Annotated in this window: 14 protein-coding genes and 1 pseudogene; 3 read left to right on the top strand and 12 right to left on the bottom strand. The window is 59.3% G+C overall.

The annotated features are described in order from the left end of the window. A partial coding sequence (locus E8A46_RS18345; RefSeq protein ID WP_291563932.1) for an exopolysaccharide biosynthesis protein occupies positions 1 to 545 on the top strand: 545 nt, incomplete at its 5' end. Between the two features lie 371 nt (positions 546 to 916). Here E8A46_RS18345 and E8A46_RS18340 read toward each other — a convergent pair. The 3 genes from E8A46_RS18340 to E8A46_RS18330 all read right to left on the bottom strand — a co-directional run bounded on the left by E8A46_RS18340 (position 917) and on the right by E8A46_RS18330 (position 2173). Then, a complete protein-coding gene (locus E8A46_RS18340) occupies positions 917 to 1117 on the bottom strand; it encodes a CsbD family protein (RefSeq protein ID WP_291563930.1) in 201 nt (66 codons plus the stop codon). Between the two features lie 230 nt (positions 1118 to 1347). Then, a complete protein-coding gene (locus E8A46_RS18335) occupies positions 1348 to 1698 on the bottom strand; it encodes a hypothetical protein (protein WP_291563928.1) in 351 nt (116 codons plus the stop codon). A 229-nt stretch (positions 1699 to 1927) separates the two neighbouring features. Continuing rightward, positions 1928 to 2173, bottom strand: a complete 246-nt coding sequence (locus E8A46_RS18330) for a hypothetical protein (protein WP_291563926.1) — start codon at positions 2171 to 2173, stop codon at positions 1928 to 1930. A gap of 246 nt (positions 2174 to 2419) precedes the next feature. Here E8A46_RS18330 and E8A46_RS18325 point away from each other — a divergent pair, with 246 nt between their 5' ends. Continuing rightward, entirely contained in the window at positions 2420 to 2764 is a 345-nt protein-coding gene (locus E8A46_RS18325) for a septal ring lytic transglycosylase RlpA family protein (protein WP_291563924.1), read from the top strand. An 886-nt stretch (positions 2765 to 3650) separates the two neighbouring features. Here the strand turns inward: E8A46_RS18325 and E8A46_RS18320 are convergent. After that, the gene (locus E8A46_RS18320) at positions 3651 to 3875 is read right to left on the bottom strand and encodes a hypothetical protein (protein ID WP_291563922.1); all 225 of its coding nucleotides are present in this window, start codon (positions 3873 to 3875) and stop codon (positions 3651 to 3653) included. Positions 3876 to 4454: 579 nt separating this feature from the next. Beyond that, on the bottom strand, positions 4455 to 7124 hold the full coding sequence (locus E8A46_RS18315; protein WP_291563872.1) for a cation-transporting P-type ATPase: 2670 nt from the start codon (positions 7122 to 7124) through the stop codon (positions 4455 to 4457). Between the two features lie 957 nt (positions 7125 to 8081). Between E8A46_RS18315 and E8A46_RS18310 the strand changes: the two genes are divergently transcribed. After that, positions 8082 to 8282: a hypothetical protein gene (locus tag E8A46_RS18310; protein WP_291563869.1), complete on the top strand. Its 201-nt coding sequence runs from the start codon at positions 8082 to 8084 to the stop codon at positions 8280 to 8282. Here the strand turns inward: E8A46_RS18310 and E8A46_RS18305 are convergent. From E8A46_RS18305 to E8A46_RS18275, 7 genes and pseudogenes are all read right to left on the bottom strand, one after another. Further along, positions 8266 to 9204: a LysM peptidoglycan-binding domain-containing protein gene (locus E8A46_RS18305; protein WP_291563866.1), complete on the bottom strand. Its 939-nt coding sequence runs from the start codon at positions 9202 to 9204 to the stop codon at positions 8266 to 8268. The two genes, E8A46_RS18310 and E8A46_RS18305, sit on opposite strands and share 17 nt — an antisense overlap. 202 nt (positions 9205 to 9406) lie before the next feature. Further along, entirely contained in the window at positions 9407 to 10666 is a 1260-nt protein-coding gene (locus tag E8A46_RS18300; RefSeq protein ID WP_291563863.1) for a metal ABC transporter permease, read from the bottom strand. Continuing rightward, positions 10663 to 11592 carry a metal ABC transporter substrate-binding protein gene (locus E8A46_RS18295; protein WP_291563860.1) on the bottom strand — a complete coding sequence of 310 codons (930 nt, stop codon included), beginning with the start codon at positions 11590 to 11592 and terminating at the stop codon, positions 10663 to 10665. The genes E8A46_RS18300 and E8A46_RS18295 overlap by 4 nt, the downstream gene beginning before the upstream one ends. 48 nt (positions 11593 to 11640) lie before the next feature. Further along, positions 11641 to 13041, bottom strand: a complete 1401-nt coding sequence (locus E8A46_RS18290) for an acetamidase/formamidase family protein (RefSeq protein WP_291563858.1) — start codon at positions 13039 to 13041, stop codon at positions 11641 to 11643. A gap of 1076 nt (positions 13042 to 14117) precedes the next feature. Next, positions 14118 to 15254, bottom strand: coding sequence for a lactonase family protein (locus tag E8A46_RS18285; RefSeq protein ID WP_291563857.1), 1137 nt, complete (start codon positions 15252 to 15254; stop codon positions 14118 to 14120). Between the two features lie 159 nt (positions 15255 to 15413). Then, positions 15414 to 15752 carry a glutathione S-transferase N-terminal domain-containing protein gene (locus E8A46_RS18280; RefSeq protein WP_291563855.1) on the bottom strand — a complete coding sequence of 113 codons (339 nt, stop codon included), beginning with the start codon at positions 15750 to 15752 and terminating at the stop codon, positions 15414 to 15416. A 28-nt stretch (positions 15753 to 15780) separates the two neighbouring features. Further along, positions 15781 to 16527, bottom strand: a pseudogene (locus tag E8A46_RS18275) (ATP-binding cassette domain-containing protein); the annotation flags it as partial. Positions 16528 to 16638: the final 111 nt, after the last annotated feature.

Here is a 16638-nt window from a genome sequence, read left to right as displayed (position 1 = left end):
CGCCGACTGATCACTTTACCCTGGGCTGGCTAATGGGCCGCCTGCACAAGCGCTCCTTCGGCCTCATCATGCTCCTGCTCGCTGTGGTCGCAATCGCACCGGGTGTTTCGATCGTAGCCGGCCTGCTGCTCATGATCCCCGCGTTCCAGATGATCGCGGGCCAGCACATGCCGGTGTTCCCACGCCGCATCGCCGTCCGTCCATTGCCAACGCGACACCTCGCCGCTCTGGTGCAGCGAGCTGTGCCAGTGCTGAGGTATCTCGAGAAGCTCATCCATCCGCGCTGGCCCACTCAGCTCGAGGCGACCAAGCGTCTCGTCGGCGCCGTCGTGGTGCTGCTGAACATCACCCTGCTATTCACTCCGGTCCCTCTGAGCAACGTCGTCCCCGCCCTCGTGATCGCGCTGATCTCGCTGGCCTATCTCGAGGAGGACGGACTCCTACTCTCGATAGCCCTGCTGGCCAGCGTCATCGTGCTGGCGGTCGAGTTTGCGGCGGTCTGGGAGACCGTCCTCGGCGCGAAATGGATCTACGGCCTCTGGTAACTTATCGCGGTGGCGGACTTTTGCCTGCCATAAAACAAACGAACCTCGGTGTGGGGCACACCGAGGTCGATTGGTTTTACACATGTCTCACGTCTTGTGGACCTGCGAGGGGGCATCATAGGCCACAATTCGTTGTTTGCTTTTTAGCGCATTCTTGTCGGGTATCTTTGGTCTACGTCAAGTGGATAGGATAGTCGTCGGCTGGAGGAAGTCTCCCGAAGCACGACGCGCGACATCCGACGCATTACGACGTCCATTTTGTGCTGGGCGAGATAAGGCAACAATCCAACGCGATCTCAAGCCTGCAGGCCCATTCTGGGGATGCATGAGATAATGGCCGGGGATTAAGAACCCCGACTTCAGTTAAAAACTTACTTGAGGGTAGAAAACCAACTATCAATGTCCTTGCGAACCTGATCTCTCGCAAACCCATATCGCTGTTGAAGCCGACCTTCTAGCTGGTCGCGTTTGCCGTTGATCGCAGTGAGATCGTCGTCAGTAAGCTTGCCCCATTTTTCCTTCACTTTGCCTCGGAACTCTTTCCAGTTACCTTCAGCTCGGTTCCAGTCCATGGTGTATCTCCATATTTTCAGATTAAACACGACGCCGGCGGGTTTTCATTGCCGGGTCGTTTTGATGCGGCAGACCGGATTAGAACCACCCAACCGCCCGTCGCGGCCGGCTGAACCGTTGAGCGCGATCGTGATTCCGAGCGATCGCACTCTAGAGTTTATTGCAATTGCGTTGAGTGGGACTGGTCTGTGACAGAGATTGCCACGCCCAAACAACGCCAATCGTGCCCTCAATACGGGTAGTAATAGCCGCGGCGATAGGGGGCGCCGTAGTAGCCTGGCCCGCCGTAGTAGCCCGGCCCGCCGTAGTAGCCCGGCCCATAGGCCCCATAGGCGGCGGCCCCAGCCGCAGCACCCAAGATGCCAAGGCCAATTGCGGCCCCTGGATTGCCGTAATAGGCGCGACCGCGATAGTAGCGGCGATAGTAGCGGACGTCAGTCACGTCAGACGACGAAGCCGCTTGTTTCAAAAGAGTCATGTTCGACGCGACCGGAGCAGCCCCCGAAGGGAGCACCGAGCCGAGCATCACCGCACCGAAGACCGCGACGGCAGCCGCGCGTTTCATTGTCTGCTGGTTCATGGCCGTATCCTATCGTTTTTGGAGACCTCAAGCGGCAAATCTCTTGCGTGCCGCTGGCCTTCTGGTGATTGCAATTATCGTAAATACGATGCACCTGGTGGTTGGCAGAAAATCTCAGCGAACCTCAACCTGAGGGCTCTCTTCAAGGCGGTTATGGCGCGACGGGTCAGTTGTTTCGGCGTTCTAGGCGAACCAATAGACCCGCCCTTGTACCCGCGCCGTCACTTAGTTACTTGCAAGTTTTGTCAGCTTTCAAAGCCGCCTCTGCTGATGCCTTTGTCAAGTGAGCAGCACCGACGACCTTCATGCTGCCGCCAGCAACAGGCTGGGTCTCGACGATCTGACATTTCATACTCGCGGTGTCCTGAGCCAAGTAGAACGATGGGGGCGCCTGGCCGGTTGTCGTGGGCGTTTGCGCGAATGAGGGTGCAGAGAATGCGAAGATGGCGACCGTCGCTAAGAGAATTTTGGTCATGGTGTTCACCAATTTTTGTGCGCCCGACATCGGACGAGCAACAAATAGGGTCAGCGGGCAAAAGTTCCCGCCCTACCGCGCGAAATAAAGCCGCGCAGATTGATCTGCATCAACGACAACCCCAGTGATCGAGAGGTCCAAAGTAATCGACGGTTCCAAAGAACGGCGGGTTTGAACTGCGAACGTTCAGGTCAGAGAAGGTGAACGGCAACAATTATTTTTAGGACTTCGCGGAATAGCTTGAGCATGGCCGGAAAAGTTTTCGTTGCCAATTTTTTCGCGTTGCTGGCTGGGATAGCGGCGTCCGCGCCCGTTCTCGGCGAGACTGGGCACGCTGCATATTATCGCGGCGGTCGGACCGCCAGTGGCGAGGTATCAGGCCCAAATGGTTACACAGCCGCTCATCGAACGTTGCCATTCGGCACAAAGGTCCTAGTGACGAACATGAGCAACGGGCGTTCGGTAACCGTGCGGATAAACGATCGCGGCCCGTATGGTCGGGGGCGCATTATCGATGTCAGCACCGCGGCAGCACGTGAACTTGGTATGATTGGCAGCGGGACCGCAAGAGTGCGCGTAGATCGACGGTAAAAGCTGCGGCGGAGTTCCGCTTGCAGCAGTCTTGAGAAAGCGAATGCGGGAACGTGAGCTTGATTGAGTTGTTACGGTCACACCCTGACGGAGGAAAATATCATGCGTGTTTTTGTCCTCGCCACTATCTTACTCGCCTCGTCAAGCCTCTCACCCTCATTCGCCCAACAAGATGGAAAAGCTCCGGTTGCAGCTCCGCAGGCCGGAGCTCCCGCTCAGCCAGAACTCCCAGCAGCCGCGGGATCAACGAACCGACCGCGACCAACCGAAGGCTGACGACCGTGAGATGGGTCGCGGCGGGATGATGCGTCGCGGCGACGACGACCGTATGGGCCGCGATTACCGTGAAATGGGTCCACACTGGAGAATGCATCGCGACCGTGAGGCAGGTGGCGATCGCGACATGGATCGCGGACGATACAGTGAGCGAGGGGATCGAGACCGGGACCGCTCAGACCGAGATAGGGTTGGCAGGGGTTACTTTGATGAAGACCGGCCCCGGCGACGCGTGAAAATCTGCGTGGAGTACGAAAACGGCGACGAATATTGCCGCTACAGAGAATAAGAAGCGGCGACCAGATCAGAGCCTATCGATTGCGTAGGGGGGCGCTGAGAGCGGTCCCATCTGTCCGCCACGACACCTCGATCAATACGCCGCCGCATTGGCGGGCGGGCGCGCCGGCTTCCAGACCACATCGGTTGCTGGCAACCTTTTATTCAGAGCGCATGCCCACACTGGTTTGCATGCTGCCTATCATGCGCTGGATGAGAAGCTGTCGCCGCTTTTCTCCACCCGCACTTTTTTTGGCGGATCGACAACAACACCTTCGCAAACGAAGCGGCGCCGACATGCTCCTTAAGCGGGGCGGCCCAAATCTAACCGCGTTTACCAGTGACGCCAATGACGGTGATGCCAATAGTGCCGATGCCAGCCATGGTGGCGGTGCCAGCCATGGCGCCAGTGCACCTCTGTCGTCAGCTTCCCGGACTCTTCCTGAGCCGCCACCGCGCCGGGATTGATCAGCGACAGCGCCATGGCACGCTCGCTCGGTGCCGCGATGATAAGCAGTCCAGCAACAGCGAAAAAGCCAAAAATTCTTTTCGAGATCATCTGCATCTTCCCTTCAGGCTCACAACCGTCCCTGGGATTCACCAGCGGCTTTAGTCTTTAGACGGCATTGATTAGTAAACACCCCGGCGACATCGTGGTCTTTGATCCGGATCAACCAATTACCGACTGAAGAACGAAGATCGCGCGAGGTTCGAAAAGCGCCTATAGCTACAAGGAGATGCTTGCGCTACGTCATCCCGCCCAGCACATAATCGGATCGGAAAACCGTTGATCCCAAGACACGAACTGACTCCGCTATGCGAGCAGGTCTGGGGCCCGGTGCAACGCAAATACGCCGGGCATCGGCGGGAGGTTAAGGCAATTGGTTGATCGACGGCTTAACGTGCCGATAAGCATGAAGCCCCGACGCCGGGACTCCACGACCGTAGCCTCAATTCGGCAACTTGCTCCATCATGCACCTTCATCCAGCCTTACGCGTCTCAAGTGTAATGCATTTGTTATGACACTGACTGAAGACGTTGCCATAGCGGTGGCACCGATGACGGGGGAGAGTAATACGCTGAAGGTTGTTGAGCTGAATTCAGCCGGCTCCGTGATTTCGAGACGAAACGAGTTGATCACATTCCTGGTTCATATCGGCGAACAAGGCGCCTTACGATTGGCCCTGCGAGCAGGGGAGCGACGCTCATCGCGAAGACAATTCCCCACATCCTGATGTCTGGTGCCACCAAATGAAGCATGAAAGACAGGCTTGGGACATAAGTCGCGGTCAGTAGAATGCCGGCGCAGAGCGCAAGCGCCGCCCATATCCACGGATTCCGGCTGATTTCATTGAGGATCAGCCGCGACGATGGATGGTGCATGTTGAAAACGTGCCAGAGTTGGCCAAAAGCCAGGGTCAGGAATGTAACTGTCACCGTCGCCCGCTCATCCAGCCCGAGCCCGAGACGGGCCAGGGCGAGCGCTCCGAACGTTGCGGCGGTCAGCGTGGAGCCGTACAGCACAATAGCGAGCCACTGGGCACGGCCAAGAATCGGCTCCTTCGGATCGCGCGGCGGACGCTTCAGAATGTCGCTCTCGCCCTCGCCCATGGCCAGGGCAAAGGCCGGAAAGACGTCCGTAACAAGGTTCAGGAATAGGATTTGCAGAGGAAGAAGCGGCAACGGCAGTCCGGAGACCATTGCAATGCCGACAATCGAAACCTCACCGAGATTGCAGGATAAAAGGTAGGTCGCAAAGCGGCGGATATTGCCAAAGATGACGCGCCCATTCCGGATCGCCTCGACAATCGTCGGGAAGGCGTCGTCAAGCAGGATCATCGCAGCCGCTTCGCGCGCCACGTCGGTACCCCTGAGCCCCATGGCGACGCCGATATCCGCTTGCCGCAACGCCGGCGCGTCGTTAACCCCGTCTCCGGTCACCGCAACAATCTCCCCGGCGGCTTGGTAGGAGCGTACGAGATTCAACTTCTCCGTCGGGCTCACGCGAGCGAATATATCGTTCTGCAGGAATTGCTCGCTGATCTTGCCGTCGACGCTGATCAGTTTATGACCTTCGACGATGCGCGGTGACTCGCCGCCGAGCCCCACAAGTCTGGCAATGCTGTGTGCGGTAACCGAATGATCGCCCGTGATCATGATCACCCTGATGCCTGCGGCGTTGCACGCAGCTATCGCATCAGGCACATCGGCTCTCGGCGGATCCTCAAGCCCAACGAGACCCAGAAAAGTCAAAGCCTCGAAGGCCGGATCACCAGAGCGTGGTCGGGTCCGCTTGGCAAAGGCAAGCACGCGGAGCCCATTGGCGCCAAGCGAGGCAACGCGCGCGAGCCACTCGAGGCGCGTCGTCTCATCAAGGGCGACCTCGCGGTCCTCCCCCGCGATGCATACCGCACCGGCGAGCACGGATTCCGGCGCGCCTTTTATCGCAAAGAGATAGCCGTCGCCGCGACGATGCACCGTTGCCATCATTTTCCTGACGGTGTCGAAGGCATGCTCCCTGATTTCCGGGCTTTCGCTCAGCAGCCCGCGGCGATCGAACCCGGCAAGCCGGCCCGCGCGCAACAGCGCAAGCTCCATGGGATCGCCGCTGTCTTCGGCGGGAACGTGCCCCAGCGTCGCGTTGTTGCAAAGCACCGCAACCTTGAACAGGCACTCAAGCTGAAAAACAGTGTCCGGCCGAACTGGCGCGCTCCCGTCAGCGAGTTCAAAGCCTATCTTTCCCAGGCGCAATTCGCCCGATAGAAGCCAGATCCTGCGGACCGTCATTCGATTCTCTGTCAGAGTTCCCGTCTTGTCGGTGAGGATGACAGTCGTGGCACCGAGCGTCTCAACTGCCGACAGACGTTCGATTAAGGCATTCTTGCGCGCCATCCGCCACATGCCGCGCGCCAGCGCGAGGGTGGCTACGATGGGTAAGCCTTCCGGGATAGCCGCGACGGCGAGCGCAATGGCGGCTTCGACCATCAGGAAGGCGTCCTTGCCTTGCAGCAGCCCGATCCCGCCGATCAATGCGGTCAGGGCGAGCGTGAGCCAGACAAGTTGTCCTGATAGCAATGCGAGCTTCTGCTCAAGGGGCGACGCTTCGGGCTCTGCCTCTGCGACCAGCCTGGAGATATGGCCGAGTTCGGTGTCCATGCCGGTCGCTACAACGACGCCGGTGCCGCTGCCGCGCGTTATATTGGTCCCCCTGAAGAGCATCGACGTGCGATCGGCAACGCGCGCGCTAACCTCGACCGGAGCGACCGATTTGCTGACACGTACCGACTCGCCGGTCAGCGTCGACTCATCCGCATCAAGGTCGGCGGCCTCCACCAGCCGCAAGTCCGCTGAAATAACATCTCCGGCATCGAGCAGGACAATATCTCCCGGCACCAACCGCTCCGCCGGAATGAGGCGTGTGTGCCCGCCTCGGAGCACCCTGGCCGAACGGCTTCCGAGCGCTCTGATGGCCTCGATCGATCGAACGGCCTTGATTTCGGTGACGAAGCCGATCGCGGTATTGAGGATCAGGACGCCAACGATTGCGCCGCCTTGCTCCCATTCCCGAAAGTAGAACGCTACCGCAGCGGCAACGGCCAGCAGCGCGACCACAAGACTCTGAAACTGATGAACCAGGACGGAAATTAGTCCGACCTTTTGCCGCGAGCCAATCGCGTTGGCTCCGTAGACCGAGAGCCGTTGCTCCGCCTCATGGTCGGAAAGACCGGAGGCGAAAGACACATTCAACGCAGCGAGTACCTCGGTGGCGCTCTGGCCATGCGGAGAATCGAGCCGAACGCGTTCCATTTCGCGAGTATCCTTAGAGCGTGATATTACACCAACACCTCCTACTCTAAGCCGTCTTTACTGTTATATGTTGAGTCAGCGCAACGAATCTCAGTCGGAGGAGGAAGTATGGTGCCGTCCCTCCGAAGATTTGAGCCGGGTCGAAAATACCTCAAAACCGGGGCGACAATGACAGAACCCGCCTCCGGAAATTTGATCGAACTGCGTGTCGCGTAGCTACTTCATACACTGGATCGGTTTTCATTCCGGGAACGCGATCTGGATAAAGAAGCAGAAGCGTCGGTAGGGCTCGCGAATTGGCTGATTAGCTTTGAGCACGACGGCGGCTCGCAAAAAGCGACTAATCAATATTTGAGCAGATTGCGCATGACGAGAAATCGGGTACGTTGGTCGCATCGCGTTTTGCGGCAATACCGGAGATAAAAGAGTGCATCCACTTCACCCGCGTGCTCCAGCCCGAAGGACGGCTTGTCGTCGGCGAACTCGGACGCTGGAGCCTTTGGGCCGCGCAACGGCGCATGCGCGGCTGGCTGGGGCATCCGGTCTGGCGCGCAGTGAAGTTCCGGACGGCGGCGGACCTCCGGAGGCTCGCAGAGGCGGCGGGCTGCGTGTCGTTGCGATACACGGAGCCGTGCACTATCCGCCGTGCGGCGTGGCGGCGCGGCTCCTTGCCCCGGTTGATTTATGGCTTGGGCAGGAGACAACATTCGGAGCTGCATTCTTGGCCATGTCTGCGGCCAAGCCAATTCGCCGAGCCGTCGTGCACCGCCGCGACGGCCCAGTGATGCTTGGATAAGCCGGGCCCAAGGGTCTATCCCAGCTTGGTTGGAGCGTTAATGCGCTTCCGCGGTTGATCCACGTCAACCTGCATCGGCGATCTCACCCCTAAAGAGATATTGCGATCCGGCTCGCCATCCTGGGCCGGGGCTCGGTATGCCAGCGAACGGAGGGTCTCCCATGGCCAACGTTAGCGTCTCTCACCCGGTCAATTCCTTTCCGTCGAAGGTGGCATCCGACCGGGTTCCACCCGATATGGATTTGCGCAAGATTCGCATGGCGATGGCGAGCCGCGCATGGTCGAGCGCGAGCAAAAAAGGCGCGCAACGATCCCTCGTGCAGGCGCTGGAATTGCCGCCACTTTTCAGCGCTCTTTCATAGGAAGGACAAAGATCTGGCCGGGATAAATTCGATTTGGATTTCGAATTTGGTCATGGTTCGCTTTGTAAACGACTGCGTATCGCATGCCCGCGCCGTAGGTGACACGGCTGATGCGCCAGAGGCTGTCCCCACGGGATACGACCGTGGTCGCGATCTTGGGCACGACCACGGCGGACGGTGAGCCTCCGTCTGACAGAGGGGTGGCGGCAGTCGCGTGCGGCAGCTGTGAAACGGCAATGTCCTGCCGCTTCGCAATTTGCAAAGGAGGCTGGGAGGACTGGTGCGCTTGAGAAGACCCAACGGCCTGATCCAGCACGGAACGGTTTGCCCCCACCGTCTCCGGAACATTGAACGGCACCTCGGCGCGCGATCGCACCGCGCCGGAGCTGGACTCCACCTCGGCTAGCGCGACCACCACGCTCTGTTTGGATATTGCCTGCTTGCCGTCCGGCTGTCTGGACCTCAACGTCAGCTCGTAGTCCCCAGGGGGAAGCCGGGGAGGGACCATGACGAATTGTCCGGATTGATCTGCGACCGCTTGATCATGGCGCTCGCCGTTGCGCAACAGTTCTACGATCGCGCCTGGCGCAGCCCTGCCGGCAATGACCGCGTCACCCGTTCGCTCAATGCGGGCAATGTCGAAGACGGGCACGGGCTCATCGGTGTCCGGCGAGCGGGGCGATACGGCAGGTGCAGCCGCCACGGCGTTTGCTTCAGCTTGTGCCGTTGCGAGCGCGGCCGAGCCTTCATCTCGAGCGCCCGATGCAGGCGGCGAAACCGCCGGCGCGGCGGTTGCGGCGGCTCTAGTTTCAAGCGGCGGCTCGCGCCGTAGGTGCGTGATGCCGAAGACAAGCGCTGCACCACATGCCGCAACAAGCGCCAGAGACGGAACGACTATTCGGCTTATCGATGTAACAGTCATTGATACGCGACCGTTGGCCAGATCGTTGGCCCGTTAGCACCCCTGCGGGTTGACTTTGCGCCGATTTGCTCCGGTCATCAAGTCTGCCTAACCGGGTATCCCATCGGTCAGTCGTGCTGACCAATGCACATCGCTGTGCAACGTGGACACTTTGGACCTGAAGCGACAGCGCATGTCGAAATGTTCTTCCGGCCGCGCGTAGTTAGCGTGACAATCGCGTCCAAAGGCGACGCCAGGGAAGCGGCGCAAGCAGCAGGGCTGCGGCCAGCAAGCCCAGGCTCACGCTCCAGCGCACGCGCTCCCGCGCGCGAGCGCGGACTTCGCTCATCACGAATTGCTCGCCTTTGCGCATTTCGGCGTAGGATTTCAGGAACGAGGAAATCCGCTGCATCGCTGCCTCATCCAGGGCCTCACCTTGGGTGCGGCTTCGTCGTTCCTGCTCGATCAATTGCTCCGCCGCCAAACGGTGACGTTCGGCGTATTCATCGGCGTCCTGATAGGCGATTGCCTCGGTCTTCGTGAAATACAGATTGCGCAATGAAGGCGCCGCGTGTTCGAGCATGTCGATGAGCGGCAGGTCGGCGCGGGGCGCAATAGCCAATTGGATGGCCGAGCCGGCGATCAGCGCAGCAACAGCCCAGCACACCGTACTGACAGTGATTTTAAGCGCAAGGACGCGATCGCCGCGAACGAAGGGGTAGGCCAGCCCCGCCAGCGCGAGCGCGACACCGAAGGCACAGACGATGGCGGCGCCGGTCGGGAGATCGAACGCAAACGATGCGGCAAATCCTGCGGCACTGGTCAAGATGCCCGCGACCCATCCGATCGCGAGTTGCCTTGGTAGGGATGAATCGAACATCACGCCGATCGCGGCGGGGATGATCAGGAACGAAAATACCAGAAGCACACCGGCGAGCGCGACCGAACTGGTCACGACTATGCCGAAGGTCGCGTAAAACACGAATTCCCAGAACAGCGAACTGGATTGCGCCAGCCCTTGGCGCAAAAGAAAATGAACCAGCGCCACGGCCAGATAGAGCGGCACGATCACGGCGATTTCGTTGAGACCGCTGGTGAGGATATTCCCGGTCAATATCTGCTTGAGATGCTCGGCGCCCTGCGGGGCCCGGTCGATCAGCAAGATCGAAGCGGCCGCCGCAACCACGTAGATGACGCCAATGAGCGCTTCCTGAGGAATGCGCGTTGCCCAGGCGCGCGTGAATGCCAGCAACACGGCCGCCAGAAATGTGAAGGTCAGTGAATAGCCGTAGGTCGCCAGACTCTGCGCGGGATGGCCGAGCATGAACGCAACGGTCGCGCCGAGCGCTGCGATCTGGGCCAGCGCGAGATCGACGAATATGACATTGCGGGCGAGTACCTGGATCCCGAAGTAAGTGTGGATGCCGACAAGACACACCGCGACCAGGAAGGATGGCCAGAGAAATCCGAGCGCCTCGATCATCTTGACGCAGCCGCGTCGACGAGCGCTGCGACGTTGGTGTCGAACAACTGCATATAGTCACTCGTGCCCGGCAGCGCGCCCACGGAGGCGGCCAGCACTACCACCGATGCTCCTGTCTTTGCCGCTACAAAGGCAACGTCTCGTTCCGGCTCACGCGGCTCGCGTACCACAAGGCGCACCCCGCGCTCCCGCGTCCTCTGAATGATGCCGGCGAGATGCGACGGCGTCGACGGCACGCCTGGCTTGATCTCGAGGAAATCCGCAAAATCCAACCGAAAGCGGCGGGCGAAGTAAGGCCAGCTGTTGTGATAGGCGATCAGCGGCATGCTCCTGAGCGGCGCCAGCCTGGCTTTCCATTCGGTCAGTTTTGCGGAAAGGCGCGCGAGAAATGCCTGCCGGTTGGCCTCAAAGGTCTTGGTGTTGGCCGGATCGATGCGCGCCAATCCCCAGAGGATGTTGGCGGTAATGAACTCGGCGCTCTCTGGATCAAGCCAATAATGCGGATTGCCGCTGCCGTGGGCGTGGCCGTCGCCGGGTCCGACGGTGACGCCGCGCACCTCCAGCGGCGCTATTCCCCAGGAAGCATCGACATAGCCGGGGCCACCGCGCCTGATTTCGCGCGAAGCCGCTGCCTCGAGCAGGCGGTCGAACCACAGGTCGTAATCGAGCCCGACCCGCACGACGAGGCGCGCGTCCTTCAACCGAAGGACGTCCTGCGGCTTCGGCTGATATTCCTCGGCGTCGAAATTGGCCGGCACCAAGCTGACCGCATCGACCAGGTCGCCGCCCACCGCCTCGGTCAGGCTGCGCAGATCCGTCGTCGTGGCAACGACGCGAATACGGTCTTGCGCCCACGCCGGCGCCGCTTGTCCAAGAGAAACACAACCCGCCAGGCACAGGGCGGCAAAGAGCTGATACAGCCACATTGCTATGAACCGGCGAAGGGCCGCCAACGGTGGCCCTTCGCATTCACCTTACTGTTTGACCCAGAGGCTCTTTGGCATCAGGCAGTGAACGTTCTTCTCCGCGTCGGAGATGGCGCCGATCCGGCAGTCCATCGCAGCGCTGGCGAGGCCATAGGCGTCCAGACGGGCGATTTTCCTTTCGGTCTCAAGCATCTTGATCATGCCCATCGAGGCGTTGTCCATTGCCTTGTTCAGATCGGCGTCCTTGGCGTGTGAAACCAGATATTTCGACGTCTCCTTGGTCGGACGCTCCAGGTCTTCCGCCTCGCGTGGAGTTTTCGAACTGAGGCAGTGGATGCCCTTCTTGACGTTGACGACCTGAGAGACCCGGCAATCCGAAACCGTCGGCATCAGTTTTTCGGCTTGTTCGGCGGAAACGCCGCGCAATTCGGCCAGCAATTTGACGGTTTGCGCCTTGGCTTGCGCCCAGGCCTTGTTCAGATCCTGGTCGAAGCCCATGCTGATCCAGGACTTCTTGGTCTCGATGCGCGGGAAGTCCAGCGGCTTGCCCTTGATGACTTCCACGGTGATGTTGAATTCCTTGTAAGCCGTTTCCAGCGCCGTGAGATTGACTTCGCCATTGCCCTGGCCGGCGTGGGAATCGCCAGTCCACAATAGAGCGCCCGGCACATAGACCGGCACGTAAAGCGAGGAGCCGGCCACGAAATCGCGGATATCCATGTTGCCGGCGAACTCTCCGGGCGGCACGCTGCTATAACGTCCGGGTTCCTTGCGCGCCACCGCGAGCGTGCCGGGGAACGGCTTGAGCGGAATCACGACGCCGGGAAGGAACTCGGTCGTCATCTTGTCGAGGTCGAGATAGACGTACTTGACTTGGCCATCCGGATAGAGTGTCGGGAATTCGCCGAACATGCCGGGGACGTTGAAGTTCGTGGCGTAGGCGCGGGGCACGATCTTGTTGAGCGTCACCTTCAGTACATCGCCCGGCTGCGCTTCCTCGATATAGATCGGCCCGGTCAGCGTATGCGGCCCGCGGCCGGGAAAATCCGTGCGTGTCTTTTTGATCTGTTCGATCGTCGTGCCTGGAACCACCTGATTGTGGCTGTGCATCATGGTTTCGAGGACGACGATGTCGCCGGAGTTCACCCGAAGCACCGGCGGCTGGGCGTTATCGAACCAACCCCATTGGGTGGTGTCGAGCGTCGCCGGCAGCAGATGCATCTTCTTGCCGTTGGGCAAATTCACGACGCGGAGCTTGAAATCGGCCGGCCCGACTCCGGGATAGCCGGGCGTGGTGATCGTTGCGGTTGGCGGGAATTGCGACGCGGCGGCGGGAGCGGATGGTGGGGACGTTTGCGCGAGCGCGGTTGTGCCAAAAATCGTTGCGCCAAGAATCAAAGCTCCGCAGGCGCCGGGTGCAATCCGGGACGGCAGCGTGGACGACGTCATGTTTTCCCCCTGATCAGCTAAAAACCGCTGTTTTGTGTTGCCTAAAGTATAAGCCACTTACGCTCGTCCCGGCAATCCACTGTACCCGTGGTTTTGTGTCGCTCGATTCGTCATGTGCGCTGCGAAAGCAGCGCCAGACCTTTTGCAGCGATGTTTCCTTGCCGCCGGATCGGAGGATGTAATCTGCAGTTCCTTGCAATTTCTTCGATCACAAAAACGCTCGGTCGCTTCGGTTGCCAGACTTCAACCCTGATCAGATTCCGTTTCGTTCTTGGTTCGAGTCCTGGTCGTTCCGGAAATCAGCTACTTTTCGATCCGCTTGATTCTACCTTGGAATTCTTCACGGACGACTATCTATGGATACCCAGTTCACGTCACAACCCCAGGGATTTTCGGGTTGTGACGTGAACGGGGCAAAAGCGCTCTCGTTCTTGCGCCTCGCTTCAATCCGCCTCATGCTCAGAAAACTCTGCAATCCGGCCTGAAGTCTCCGGACGGACTCTAATGCCGGGCGTTTCGGGGTGAAAAGCTGAGGACACGGCTGTTTTTTTAGGAAGAAGCCGAAAGCAGCAGCGAAAAACGATAGTCAAATTCGAGACTTGCAGAACGTGTAACTGCTCTTCGTCGTAGCGCGCCAATTCTAGCGGTTAGAAAATGAATATTTATTTTCTGGCGTGCTTGCGTCTCGTTAGGATGCGCGAAAATTGTCGCGAAATTCTGCAGGTGGTGCTGGAAACTGCAGGGCGGGTCTGATGATCGGGTTCCCTGGTCTGAACCGAAGAAGTTTTTAGTCAGGGTTCAACACTGCAGCCGACCTCCAGATTACGGTAAGGTCGGTTCCTGACCCGATCCATCGCGAATTGGCGTCCGACAAGTAAGTGAAGTGACGGCTCAGACTGCGCTGGTGAACCGAAAAGGCATCCTACCCAAAATTCTGACGGCCTGTGGCGCAACCTCCTAAAAGGAGTTGCACCAAGCGTAGCCGCGCACGCGATGCAGCCGTTCTAGGGACTTTTGAACCGGCGTGACCCGGTGGCTGACCGGGTCACGCGCGGCCGTTACCATATTAGGTTCGGCTAGTCGTGGATCCTATCGACGATCTCGACCCAGTTCGGCTGCTGGCCCATCGGATACTGCCTGACGTTCTTCAGCTCGCCGCTCTCCTGGTCGATCGCATGAACGGTTAGACTCGCTGAATCCAGCCCCACGGCCAGCAAGAATTTGCCGCGCGGATCAATATTGAAGCCGCGCGGGGTCTTCTCGGTCGGCCATTTGCCGATCCCAGTCAGTGTGCCCTTCTCGTGATCGATCTTGTACCCATGCAGCATGCTGGTTGTGCGCACGGCTCCATAAAGGAATTTGCCGTTCGGCGTGATATGGATATCAGATGCGAAGGCCGAATCTTTTTGGTTGTAATCGCCGGTGTCGACGTATGCCGCCTCGGTAAGGGTTCCCTTATCCTTGTCGATCGAATAGGTGCCGATCGTCGCGGTCGTCTCCGTGATGAGATAACCCCATTTGCCGTTCGGGTGGATGGTGAAATGGCGCGGGCCGGCGCCGGCCTTGGTGGCGACTGTGGGCGGATCGTTGGGCGTCAGCATGCCGGTGCTGGCATCGAACTTGAACTGCATGATATAATCGGCCCCGAGCACCGGCACATAGAGATGCTTGTTACTGGCGTCGATGAAGACGCAATGGGGCTTCGGCCTGGTGTCGATAATCTGGGTTGCCTTGTCTTCGACGATATGGCGCGCGTCGATCGGGTAGACCGCCACCTTGGCGCCGGTATAGGAAGCGCCGAACAGGTGCTTGCCGGTCTTATCGACGTTGATGTAGGCCATCTGATCGACCAATGGTGCCGCATTGAGATGGGTGAGCTTCCCGTTGGTGTGGTCGATGGAGAACGTCGACACCGGATACGGCTCACTGCGCAGTTGCGCGTAGAGGAAGCGCTTGTTTGGAGCCAGCGCTATCGGTAGGCTAACCAGCGAGATCTTCTCCGAGCCAGGCACCGGCACCTTCTCGACCATAGTGAGCTCACCGGTTTCGCGGTTCATGCCGAGGACATAGATGTCCTTGGTGCCGGCGTTCGATACATAGACGAATGTTTCGTGGCGATCAGCAGCCATCGCCCTCTGCGCTCCGGTCCGGGAAAGGACGCCGAGCGCAGCGATCCCGCCGAGCCCGAGGTGTAATACGCGTCGTCGTCTCATGATGTCCTCCTATCACTGCAATGCACGCGTGTCACGAGCCGCCGGTCTCAGTGCGCGGCGAGAGTCAACCAGCAGGCCAGAACTACAGCGATTAGGCAAGCTGAAGTTTGGATTAGAATTTGCAAGCCGATGCCACTGGAAGCGTCCGCTGCTGGCAGCTCATAGTGAAAAACCGCCTTTGTGCATTTCACTCAAGAAAAAATTCAAGCAGGCCTGCAGTCTCGTCCGCTTTATTGTGCCGTTCGGTGGTGCGAGGTTTTTGGACGGCACCCGATCCGCGATGTATTGGACGATGGCCGCCCCTTCGGTGAGCAGCGTGCCATCGTCGAGCACCAGCGCTGGCACGTAGCCCAACGGGTTCACCTTCCTGTAGTCACCACCTCCTTCAATAACCTTGGTGTGTTCGTTTATCTTGATGGCCGTAAACGGCAACCCCACCTCGCGGAGCACGATATGGGGTAAAAGAGATAAGGAACCGGGCGCGTAAAATAGTTTCATCGCCAATGTCCCCCTTGCGGAGCAACCGTCAAATCACAGCGCCAGTGACCTCACTTAGCAGGTGCATATTGTTGAGGTCCACTGCCATTCGGAGCGCGCCACCATCGAGCGCGCCCGCGTTGGGATTAACCCGCCCGCAGATTTGCGTACCCTCGAGCGTAAAGTAAATCAGCGTCTCCATTCCCATCGGTTCGGTCACATCCAGTACAGCATCGAAGGCTTCAATTCCCGGTTCTGGATGGGCTTTCGCTTCCGTGATATGTTCCGGCCGCAAGCCGAGCAGCAACTTTTCGCTTCGCCCCACATTTTGATATCGCGCCGCGCGACCCGGCGGCAGAGGAAAGGCAATTCGGTCGGTCAGCCGGATATGCAGCCTGCCGGCGATGTCTTCGAGCCCGCAGGGCAAGAAGTTCATCGCAGGAGAGCCGATGAACCCTGCCACAAAACGCGTGGCCGGCTTATGATAAAGTTCGTTAGGTGTGCCTATCTGTTCGATGCGACCGTGGTTCATGACCAAGACCCGGTCAGCTAGCGTCATCGCTTCAACCTGATCGTGCGTCACATAGACAGTCGTGGTTCGGACTTTCTGATGCACTTTCTTGATCTCGATCCGCATCTGTACACGCAGCTTGGCATCGAGGTTGGACAGCGGCTCGTCGAACAGGAAAACCTTCGGATTGCGGACGATAGCGCGCCCCATCGCCACGCGCTGGCGCTGGCCACCCGACAATTGCTTGGGCTTTCGATCGAGAAGTTCAGCGATATCCAGCATTCGCCCCGTGTGTGTACCGAAAACCTTATTCGAGTTGATGCCGTGATGGAATCACCTAAGCTGGCCGAATGATCGGTTTGCTCTGTTTCGTTCTGGCCGTCCTGGCCTCGCCAT

Origin of the sequence: Bradyrhizobium sp., from assembly GCF_004799445.1 — a bacterium.
Lineage (GTDB): Bacteria > Pseudomonadota > Alphaproteobacteria > Rhizobiales > Xanthobacteraceae > Bradyrhizobium.
The sequence above is the reverse complement of the archived record's forward strand: the minus strand, read 5'-3'. Positions and strand labels throughout refer to the sequence as shown.